Genomic DNA, 10,157 nt, shown 5'->3' on the forward strand with positions numbered 1-10,157 from the left:
CTTATTTGTAGGTATTCTTCTTGTTTGAATACCTATTATGTGCTATTGTCAACTCTTTTGAAGCACTCTACTTTTGTTGAAAATATTTAAAGGAATGAGAAAAATATCACAATTATTCACTTTGTTGTTTATTCTCACGACGGCACTAACCGCACAGACAAATAAAACTCAGAAAAATGATGAAACATCGAACCCGATAACAAAAGCGTCCGGTTTGAGTCTTGGTGGTTATGGTGAGGCAACATATAGTCGTAATTTTTATAGTGACAACGTCTTTCGTTACATGACTCCTGAAACATACAAAAATGATCCGGCTCATGGACGTTTTGATTTACCTCATGTAGTCTTTTTTGTAGGATATGAATTTGGAAACGGTTGGAGAATGAATTCCGAAATCGAGTTTGAACACGGAGGTACTGAATCTGCTATGGAAATTGAACCTGAAGAAGGAGGAGAATACGAAGCAGAAGTAGAACGCGGGGGGGAAGTTGTTTTGGAACAATTCTGGATTGAAAAAACATTCAATAAGTCGTTTAACTTACGAATGGGACATATTATTGTGCCGATTGGGTTAACCAATGGCAACCATCTTCCCACACAATTTTTTACCGTATTCAGACCACAGGGTGAGCGAACAATATTACCTTCTACCTGGCACGAAACAGGAGTAAGCCTTTGGGGGAAAGTTGATAAATGGAGATATGAAGTACAAGTCTTAGGAGGCCTTGACTCAGAACTTTTCGGAAGTGATTCGTGGATCTCCGGAGCTTCAGCTTCACCGTATGAATTTAAAGTTGGTAATAAATTAGCGACTGCCCTGCGACTCGATAATTATTCAGTTCCCGGTCTTAGAATGGGAGTGAGCGGCTATTATGGACAAAGTTTCAATAATGGAATAAAGACCACATCCAGTGATAAGTATAAAGGAATAAAAGGTGAAGTCATGATCGGAAGTTTTGATTTCGAATATAATAAACATAACTGGATTGCGCGAGGATATTTTGACTATGGACATTTGGGAGATGCGCAGACAATATCTGTGTATAATCGGAACCTGCCCAATCAGTCCGCTTCACCACGTTCAAATGTAGCATCAGATGCACTTGCGACAGGTGTTGAAGTCGGTTATGATATTTTTTCGCAAATAGCAAAAATGAAACAGAAAAAACAAAAACTCTACTTGTATGGTCGTTACGAGTTTTTCGATTCTATGTATAAGGTTTCAAAAAATATAACCGATCAGGATTGGTGCGGACGTCAGGTTCTTGTAGGAGGAATTAATTATTTCCCAATAAAAGATGTTGTTATAAAAGCGGAATATTCAGCCGGATTAATGAGCTCTGCCTTTAAAAATGAGAACGCTATTAATATAGGCGTTGCTTATGCCGGGTTTTTCACAAAATAAGGATTTAATAAACTATACAACTAAAAAATATAAACATGAAAAAGTACTTAAAATTGCCAGTTTATCTGGCCTGCATGGCACTGTCCGTTATTGGCTTTGGCTGTAGTGATGACGATGATGATCCGGTTGACGAAACTGATCCCAAAACGGAGGCCTTAAAACCAGTTGTGGAAAATTATGTAAATAATATTGTGATCGCGACTTATAATAAGTTAGCAGACGCGACGATTGATTTGCAGGAAAAAATAGAAGCATTGAAGGCTGATAAAACAAACGCTAATCTTGAAGCGGCAGCAAATGCTTGGAAAGATACCCGTAAACATTGGGAATTGAGCGAGGCATTCTTATTTGGTGCTGTAGCTGATTTCGGAATCGATCCACACATCGATACGTGGCCTTTAGATGAAGTTCAATTCAAGAAACTATTAGTAAATAAAGACTTCATGGAACAACTTGCCGGTGAAGACGGTGATGTATGGGCAAGCCAATATCTGGGAATATCATTATTAGGTTTCCATGGTATTGAAAATATTTTGTTTGCAGAAGGAGCTACTAAAGATGTTTCAATAATAACTGACGCAGAAATGGACTATGCTGTTGCCGTTGGTGGCGATTTAAGAAATCAATGTGTTCGTCTTGAGGCAGCTTGGGCAGGACTTGATAATGTAACTTCGGCTAAACAAGCATTGATTGAAGAAAAGGAACTTGAAATCGGAAGAACATCCAGTGAAATGTCTTATGGAGAAGAGATGTTGAAAGCAGGTGAAGCGGGTAGTGGATATCGTACAGTGACAGCTGCTGCCACTCAGATACTTGAATATGCATTTGTTATTGCCGATGAGGTTGGTAATGTGAAGATTGGTACAGCTGCAAATGAAAGCGCCAGTGATGAAGATAAAAATTACATTGAATCTCCTTATAGCTATAACTCTTTAGAAGATTTTAAAGATAATATTCAAAGCATCGAAAATGCCTATCTGGGAACAGCATATGGTGTATCGGGCGCTTCTGTCAGTGAATATCTTGCAGGTGTTAATGCCGACGCAGACAAAGCTGTAAAAGATGCTATCGCAGCTTCTTATGCAGCGATTGAAAAAATCCCATATCCTTTTGCGAAGAATTATACTTCTGCTGAAGCAGACGAAGCTGTAACAGTAATTGGTGAAACTTTGGCTAATGCATTAACTAAAGCAAAATCAGCGCTTCTTGCAGAATAATGCAAAACAACGTTTGATCATTTTTAGGATAAATAAGAGGATGTTCAGGTAATTGATAACATCCTCTTTTGAACATTTAAAGAAGATAGCGAGTATGAAAAAAAATGGTGTATATATTTTAATCTCTTTTCTTGCTTTTCTGATTGCTTGTAGCGATGATGACAAGAAAGACTCGGGAGTTGATCCTGAAATAGAATTGAGTGAAGATTATTATTCGGGAGGATTATTAGGTACTTTTTTCCCGGTAGATCCGTCTGTTCAGAAACCCGTATGGGAACATTTTACGTCAAGCTCATTTGAACAGCCAACGCCAGCGGTAGAAGAAGCCGGAATGGATTTGGATTTTGTTTATGGAGAAGCATTTTTCGAAAAACAATTCAATGCCAATATTTCAGGTGTTCGTCACGGACTTGGGCCTGCTTATGTACGAAGTGCTTGTATAACATGTCACCCTGGATATGGACATGGAAAACGCATGGATAGATATCGTGCGGATGATTACGGAAACGGATACTTGTTGGTTGTTGTCGATGAGGATGATAATTACGTAACCACCCTTACCGGTATGCCGCAAACAAAAGCTGTGTCTCCCTTTTTACCGCCGATTGATGAATCGGGAATCAATATAGAGTGGAAGAATCATGTGGATGAATTTGGTAATACATTTCCTGATGGTGAAACATATAGTCTGATTTATCCGGAGGTGACAATCGACAGATCTGCTTTTAATGTTCCTATGCCTGACGTATATCATGTTAAGTTAGAGGCAACGATTGGGGTGTACGGAACCGGATTGATTGACGCCATTCCTGATGATTCAATTATTGCACAATATCAACACGAGAAAAGCTTAGGATATACATTAAACGATGCTAAATATCAGCCGGAAAACTTTATTGTAGAGGTGGACGGAACTTCTCATCCCGGACGTTATACTTACGGCTTGACTCGTGGTACGTTGCAAAATGGACCAGGTGCTAATGCGGTTTGGAATATAACGAATGTTACCCGCCCATCAAGAACCTATAATTATATGACTACCGCGTATGCTACTTCTATGTCTCAAAATAAAGACATTCAAGATGCTTTAGACTTGACAGAAAAGGAAATCTATGACCAACTTATGTCTAAAGAACTTCCCGTTGAGCTTAGCGAAAAGGAATATGTACAGTTTATGATCTGGCATCGCGGGCTGGCTGTTCCGGCTGCCCGTAATTTAGATGACCCTACTGTACAGCAAGGAAAAGAGTTGTTTGCTCAAATCGGCTGTACCAACTGTCATAAACCATCCTGGACAACCGGACCTGATGAATATACGGGTGATCCGCTACTGAAAGATAAATTACCCCGATACCCGTATCAGAAAATATGGCCATATACAGACCTTCTTCAACATCGTTTAGAAATGGTGAATAATATTCGTACCGGATGGTGTAGAACTACACCATTGTGGGGTAGAGGTTTATCTGAATTATGTACCGGAGCCGGAGATCATCTTCATGACATGCGTGCCCGCAATTATACTGAAGCAATCATGTGGCATGGAGGTGACGGTAAATACGCACGAGAAAAATATCGTAATTTGTCAAAAGCAGACAGGGATGCAATTGTTGAATTCCTGAAATCTATCTAATTGATATAATTTGCGCAACCATACTGTTCGTCATTTATGGATGAGCAGTACGGTTGTTTTTATGTTCTTTTATACATCTATCTTATTACTACATAGATATGGGTAGTATCGTATTTTTTTTACCTATTTTTTGTGATTGAAAAACAGCCCTGTTCAGACTAACTTTGCTGGTGATATTTGAATAGAAGCACCAGACCATTCAACAATCATGGTCTTAATATGGTTCTTTGTACAAGATAGCTTTCACTAAAACAAAATAATAAGTAATAATTAGAAGAAGAACGTTTGTGGAAATAGTGTATCTTTGATCTGCAAGCGTAAAATGAGCAAGTTATATTATGTACAAAAAGGGAAACTACCGGGAAACCGATAAAATGAGTGATTTGATATGTGAGAACTATCCAATGCTGCTTGTTATGAGTCGTTTTGGTATAGCACTTGGATTTGGAGAGAAGAGTATAGGAGAAGTATGCCGGCAGAACAATGTTGATAGCTGCACCTTTTTAAATGTCGTAAATTTTCTTTCTGATGATCATTCAACAACTATTCCTAAAGTAAGCACTTGTCTTTCACTTGAATCATTGATTACGTATTTGCATAACTCCCATGATTATTTTCTGAAATTCCGTTTGCCCCATATACGGGCTAAACTCTTAGAAGCGATTAGTAATTCAACCGATGATGTAACGTTTGTTATTCGTCGTTTTTTTGACGAGTATGCGGAAGAAGTAAATAAACATATGCTATATGAAGAGAAAACAGTATTTCCTTATGTGAGATCTCTTTTATCAGGAGAAAAGAATAAGAAATATAATATTTCAATCTTCATGAAAAGACATGATCAGATAGAGTTAAAGATAACTGAGCTGAAAAATATATTAATAAAATATTATCCGGGAGCCACAAACAATATGCTTAATAGTGTCTTGTTTGACATCTTCTCGACTGAGGAAGATTTGGCTTCACATAATCGGATTGAAGATTCGCTTTTCATTCCGGCTATATTGGAGCTTGAAAAAACGCTTTCATAAGAATGCCTAATATAAACCTTAAGATAATAATAGCAGAACCCTCTGCAATTATACGAGGCGGCCTCGAACTTCAGCTAAAAAGAATGGTCGGCTTTCGGTGTCAGATTGTTGAAGTCAGTGGATTTGATTCTTTACCTGAGTCACTACGAATCAACAGGCCTGACGTGCTTATCGTCAATCCGGATATGATCGGCGGTGTTGCATTGGCAACTCTTAAGGAGGAAAGTGGCTCTCACTCGATGAAGTGTATCGCTTTAGTCTATTCTCTGTTTGAACATGTCAGAATGCGTGCGTATGACGAACAGATCAATATTTACGACAGTGTAGATGAGATCAGACATAAATTAGAACGACTAAATACTGAAGAGCTTGTTCGGACAGAAGAAGCGGAAGAACAACAAATGTTGAGCACCAGAGAAAAAGAAATCGTTGTCTGTGTAGTAAAAGGAATGACAAATCGTGAGATAGCTGAAAGTCTGTTCCTTTCTACTCATACTGTCATTACGCACCGACGTAATATTGCCCGTAAACTCCAAATCCATAGTGCCAGCGGTTTGACTATTTACGCGATCGTGAATAAACTCGTTGAACTGAGTGATATAAAAGTCGAAAAAGACGGTTAATCAGGGGGGGTTGTAAGTGCTTGAAAATCAGAATCATTTTTGGGGCAAAAATATAAAGGTTATTTTTGCAATTATATCCTTTATTTTTCCGAAAATAACCTTTATATTTTTTTTCTTATTCTGTGCAAAAAAATAACAACCGGTATTCCGGTTTATTTCCTCAAACGGCTATGACCTGAAAACAATAAGGGCTTGAATAAACGAGTTACCCAAGCCCTTATAAAAATATAGGAATATTTATTTAGCTTCCCATCCTAATGCACTGGCACCTAATACCGCTGCATCGCTTTCTTTTAATTGAGAGAATAATAGTTTTGTTTTTCCTTCAAATACTTTGAGCATGTTCTTGTTCATTGATGCCTTGATAGGATTCATGATCAAGTCTCCTGCCTTTGTTAACCCGCCAAACAAAATGATTGCTTCCGGGCTGGAGAATGCAACGAAATCTGCAAGAGCTTCACCTAAGATAGTACCTGTTGCTTCGAATATTTCAAGGGCAATCTTGTCGCCTTTTATAGCCGCATCGAATACATCTTTAGAGGTAATTTCATCTGAGTCGATTTCTCGCAACAGACTGTCTTCTTTACGGATTTCCAAGTATTCACGAGCTGTACGTGCCACACCGGTTGCTGAAGCATAAGCTTCAAGACAGCCATGACGACCACAACCACACAGACGACCGTTGTGACGACGCATAATCACGTGTCCTAATTCTCCTGCAAAACCATCGTGTCCGTAAACTAAATTGCCACCGATAACGATACCGCTACCAACACCTGTTCCAAGTGTAATAACAATAAAGTCTTTCATTCCACGAGCAACACCGTAAGTCATTTCTCCGATTGCAGCAGCATTCGCGTCATTGGTTAATGATACGGGAATTCCACCGACAGATTCACTGATTAATTGTGCCAAAGGAATTTTTCCTTTCCACGGCAGGTTAGGGGCAAATTCGATACAACCGTTAAAATAGTTTCCGTTAGGAGCACCTACACCTATTCCTTTAATTTTATCTTTACCGCCGGCCTGATCAATAACAAGGTTGAGTCCTTTTGCAAGTTCTGCAACATATTCGTTAACGTCATCATACTTGCCGGTTTTGATGGAACCACTGTATAAAATAGTTCCCCTTGCATCAACAACACCAAACACCGAATTGGTACCACCTATGTCTATACCAACTACATAAGGTTTATCCATGATTTTATATTTTAGATTAATAATGAGATTTTTCAGCCCAGCAAATATAATCGTTATAAATATAACAAACCATAGGAAGACTGATAAAAAAGTAGAAAACCGAAATCTAACGTTATTTTATAACAGGAAGTATCTCAATCCAGTAATCGTCCGGATCATTGATGAAGTATAATCCCATTGCTTCATTTTCGAAACAGACACATCCCATTTCTTTATGGTATTTGCGTACTTCGTCATAATCTCCTTCAACGCGATAGCATAGATGGCTCTCATTTTCTCCCAGTTCATAGGCTTCTTTATGATCGCGAAGCCAGGTTAGTTCTAACAGAAAACCTGTAGTTTCATCAGTGAGATAAACTAAAATAAAAGAGCCGTCTTTTGCTTCTTTTCTGCGGGCTTCTTTTAGTCCCAATGCCTTTTCATAAAATGAGATACTTTTATCCAAATCAACCACATTGATGTTGAAATGATCAAAATGTCCTTTTATCTTCATGATTAAATATTTATTGATTGTCCTTTACTGGTGATGTGCGGATAGTGGCAACCGTTTTCCTTTGCGTATTCATTAAATGTTGCTATTTTTTCATAGGCTTCACCGAAATGCATCGGAAGAAGTGTTTTTACCGGTATCCGTGTTATAAATTGTATCGCTCCTTTCATGAAATCCGTGCCTAAACGAGGGTCGATAGGAAACATGGCTACGTCTAATTGTCTGATCTCTTTTGCTACATCGTTAAGTTCACGTTCATAAAAGTCTTCTGCTTCTTTTATTTCTTCCGGTGTAGATTCATCTTTCCAATGCCAGTTATTCAAATCTCCGGCATGGAAGATCGTTTTCCCTTCTGTCTCGATGTAAAATGAAATGCCTACATCGGTTGATCCAAATGCTTTTACATAAAGATTCTTGTCTTTATATTCTTCTCCTTTTGTAAGATAAAGACCTTCGCCGGCTCCGGCTTTCTGATTCTCTAAGATGTCTTTGGAGAAAATATATAGGATGTCTTTTCGTAGAGATTTCCATGCAAGGATATCCCGGTTGAAGTGATCCGGATGAAAATGCGAAGAAAAAACATATAAGGGTTTTTTGTCAGATAAAATGCGGTCGTGTATGATTCCACTTCGCGGTTTGTCGCCACTATCTTTGTAATAGTCGAAAATCAGGTTAAATTTCTCTGTTTCCAACAAATAGCAACTGTGATATATATAAGTAAGTTGCATAGGTTTCTTTATTTATATGTCAAAGATACGATTTTCTTACTTCACGTTCAATTTACTGTGTTTAGATCCGTAGAAAATATAGAGAACAAGGCCTATCAACATCCAAACAATCAGCCGTAACCAAGTGTCAAAAGGAAGAGCAATCATTTGCGCGATACAAATAAGAGCTCCTGCGATGGGGACGAAAGGAACCCACGGTGTTTTAAATGGCCGGTTGATGTTCGGTTGTTGTTTTCTTAATACGAGAACAGAAATACATACGATCGTAAAAGCCATTAATGTGCCGATAGAAACCAATTCCCCCAGAATGTTTATCGGAAATAGTCCGGCTATTATGGCAGAAATACTTCCGGTTATAATTGTTGTAATATGTGGTGTTTTATGTTTGGAATGAACCTTGGAAAAGATTGGAGGTAATAAGCCGTCTTTCGACATGGAATAAAAAATACGACTTTGCCCTAAAAGCATTACTAATACGACAGAGCTTAATCCGGCAATAGCTCCGATTTTTATAAACGATGCTAACCAGGCAAGTCCTTCACTTGTCCGATCAATTGCCAAAGCTATAGGTGCAGGTACATTTAATTCCGTATAATGTACGATTCCGGTAAGTACAGCAGTCACCAATATGTATAATACCGTACAGATTAATAAAGAGCCTAATATTCCTTTCGGCATGTCTTTTTGTGGGTTTTTAGTTTCCTGAGCAACTGTTGAGACCGCATCAAAACCGATATAAGCAAAGAAAATGACACCGGCACCGGTTAAAATTCCCGACCAGCCGAACTCTCCGAATTTTCCTGTGTTTTCCGGAATGTAAGGAACCCAGTTTTCCGTATTGACATAAGCAATACCAAAACCAATAAATAACAAGATGACGGCTAACTTAATCACGACAATAAAATCGTTTGCTGAAGCCGACTCTTTGATTCCGACAATGAGTAAAGAGGTTACGATTAGAACGATAAACATGGCCGGGAAATTGATGATACTACCCGTCATAATCCAACCTTCTCCTGCTATATGATCGAATGGGGCATGTGCAAGATATGCCGGGATATGTATCCCAAAATCCGCTAAGAAACTAACCACATAGCCCGACCAACCAACAGATACTGTAGCTGAGGCAAATAAATATTCAAGAATTAAATCCCAGCCAATAAACCAGGCGATGAATTCACCTAATGAGGCATAGCTATATGAATAAGCACTACCCGACACCGGAATCATGGCAGCAAACTCTGCGTAACATAGACCCGCCATAACACACCCTAAAGCCGAAATAATAAAAGAAATAGTAAGAGCAGGACCTGCATGATTTGCGGCCGCTGTACCCGTAAGAACAAAAATACCAGTACCAATAATACAACCGATTCCTAAAGCTATCAGATTTGTTGCAGTTAACGTTCTCTTAAGTTCGTTGTTTTTACTATTATCAACTAAATCTTCAACATTCTTAATCCTAAACCAATCTGATCTCATAAGTGTAATGTCTTTTTTATACAAAGAAAATGATTTTTGATAAAAATATGCTATTTTGAGTTTTGTTTTTCTGTTTTGGTGTTTATTTGTTCTGTTTATTCGCTTTTTGCTTACTATGAGGATTTGAAATGCTTTGTCTTTCTATTCTGTATGTAAATTTATAATACCCCTAATTGTTCATTCTTTCCCAACTATGCAGTAACGTCGTTTGAGAATTGTAGAAAACTTCTTTTTGTACATCAATGGATCACTAATAGAATAAACAATGATGAGGGGGTATAACAGCTATTCCTTTTTTTCTAATTTGTTATTATTATAATATGTGATTGGAATAATAGCTTTTTGCTG

Annotated in this window: 9 protein-coding genes; 5 read left to right on the top strand and 4 right to left on the bottom strand. The window is 38.2% G+C overall.

The window, feature by feature from the left end:
• Positions 1 to 94: 94 nt before the first annotated feature.
• From PHT93_RS05260 to PHT93_RS05280, 5 genes are all read left to right on the top strand, one after another.
• A complete protein-coding gene (locus tag PHT93_RS05260; RefSeq protein WP_300240368.1) occupies positions 95 to 1,405 on the top strand; it encodes a hypothetical protein in 1,311 nt (436 codons plus the stop codon).
• A gap of 35 nt (positions 1,406 to 1,440) precedes the next feature.
• The gene (locus tag PHT93_RS05265; RefSeq protein ID WP_300240370.1) at positions 1,441 to 2,622 is read left to right on the top strand and encodes an imelysin family protein; all 1,182 of its coding nucleotides are present in this window, start codon (positions 1,441 to 1,443) and stop codon (positions 2,620 to 2,622) included.
• Between the two features lie 94 nt (positions 2,623 to 2,716).
• A complete protein-coding gene (locus PHT93_RS05270) occupies positions 2,717 to 4,255 on the top strand; it encodes a di-heme oxidoredictase family protein (RefSeq protein ID WP_300240372.1) in 1,539 nt (512 codons plus the stop codon).
• Between the two features lie 338 nt (positions 4,256 to 4,593).
• Positions 4,594 to 5,286 (top strand): hemerythrin domain-containing protein, encoded by a 693-nt coding sequence (locus PHT93_RS05275; RefSeq protein ID WP_300240374.1) that lies wholly within the window; start codon positions 4,594 to 4,596, stop codon positions 5,284 to 5,286.
• A gap of 2 nt (positions 5,287 to 5,288) precedes the next feature.
• Positions 5,289 to 5,909, top strand: a complete 621-nt coding sequence (locus tag PHT93_RS05280; protein ID WP_300240377.1) for a LuxR C-terminal-related transcriptional regulator — start codon at positions 5,289 to 5,291, stop codon at positions 5,907 to 5,909.
• Positions 5,910 to 6,146: 237 nt separating this feature from the next.
• Here the strand turns inward: PHT93_RS05280 and PHT93_RS05285 are convergent, their stop codons facing one another.
• The 4 genes from PHT93_RS05285 to PHT93_RS05300 all read right to left on the bottom strand — a co-directional run bounded on the left by PHT93_RS05285 (position 6,147) and on the right by PHT93_RS05300 (position 9,809).
• A complete protein-coding gene (locus PHT93_RS05285; RefSeq protein WP_300240379.1) occupies positions 6,147 to 7,109 on the bottom strand; it encodes an ROK family protein in 963 nt (320 codons plus the stop codon).
• Positions 7,110 to 7,221: 112 nt separating this feature from the next.
• Positions 7,222 to 7,602 (bottom strand): VOC family protein, encoded by a 381-nt coding sequence (locus tag PHT93_RS05290; protein ID WP_300240381.1) that lies wholly within the window; start codon positions 7,600 to 7,602, stop codon positions 7,222 to 7,224.
• Positions 7,603 to 7,604: 2 nt separating this feature from the next.
• Entirely contained in the window at positions 7,605 to 8,327 is a 723-nt protein-coding gene (locus tag PHT93_RS05295) for an MBL fold metallo-hydrolase (protein WP_300240383.1), read from the bottom strand.
• Between the two features lie 36 nt (positions 8,328 to 8,363).
• The gene (locus PHT93_RS05300; RefSeq protein ID WP_300240385.1) at positions 8,364 to 9,809 is read right to left on the bottom strand and encodes an amino acid permease; all 1,446 of its coding nucleotides are present in this window, start codon (positions 9,807 to 9,809) and stop codon (positions 8,364 to 8,366) included.
• Positions 9,810 to 10,157 lie beyond the last annotated feature (348 nt).

This window comes from Massilibacteroides sp. (assembly GCF_028705895.1).
In the GTDB taxonomy this organism is placed as follows: domain Bacteria; phylum Bacteroidota; class Bacteroidia; order Bacteroidales; family Tannerellaceae; genus Massilibacteroides.

Excerpts from the sequence above, each read along its gene's own strand:
- PHT93_RS05300 (WP_300240385.1), bottom strand. The coding sequence starts at position 9,809 with ATGAGATCAGATTGGTTTAGGATTAAGAATGTTGAAGATTTAGTTGAT.
- PHT93_RS05290 (WP_300240381.1), bottom strand. The coding sequence starts at position 7,602 with ATGAAGATAAAAGGACATTTTGATCATTTCAACATCAATGTGGTTGAT.
- PHT93_RS05280 (WP_300240377.1), top strand. The coding sequence starts at position 5,289 with ATGCCTAATATAAACCTTAAGATAATAATAGCAGAACCCTCTGCAATT.
- PHT93_RS05265 (WP_300240370.1), top strand. The coding sequence starts at position 1,441 with ATGAAAAAGTACTTAAAATTGCCAGTTTATCTGGCCTGCATGGCACTG.
- PHT93_RS05270 (WP_300240372.1), top strand. The coding sequence starts at position 2,717 with ATGAAAAAAAATGGTGTATATATTTTAATCTCTTTTCTTGCTTTTCTG.
- PHT93_RS05295 (WP_300240383.1), bottom strand. The coding sequence starts at position 8,327 with ATGCAACTTACTTATATATATCACAGTTGCTATTTGTTGGAAACAGAG.
- PHT93_RS05275 (WP_300240374.1), top strand. The coding sequence starts at position 4,594 with ATGTACAAAAAGGGAAACTACCGGGAAACCGATAAAATGAGTGATTTG.
- PHT93_RS05285 (WP_300240379.1), bottom strand. The coding sequence starts at position 7,109 with ATGGATAAACCTTATGTAGTTGGTATAGACATAGGTGGTACCAATTCG.
- PHT93_RS05260 (WP_300240368.1), top strand. The coding sequence starts at position 95 with ATGAGAAAAATATCACAATTATTCACTTTGTTGTTTATTCTCACGACG.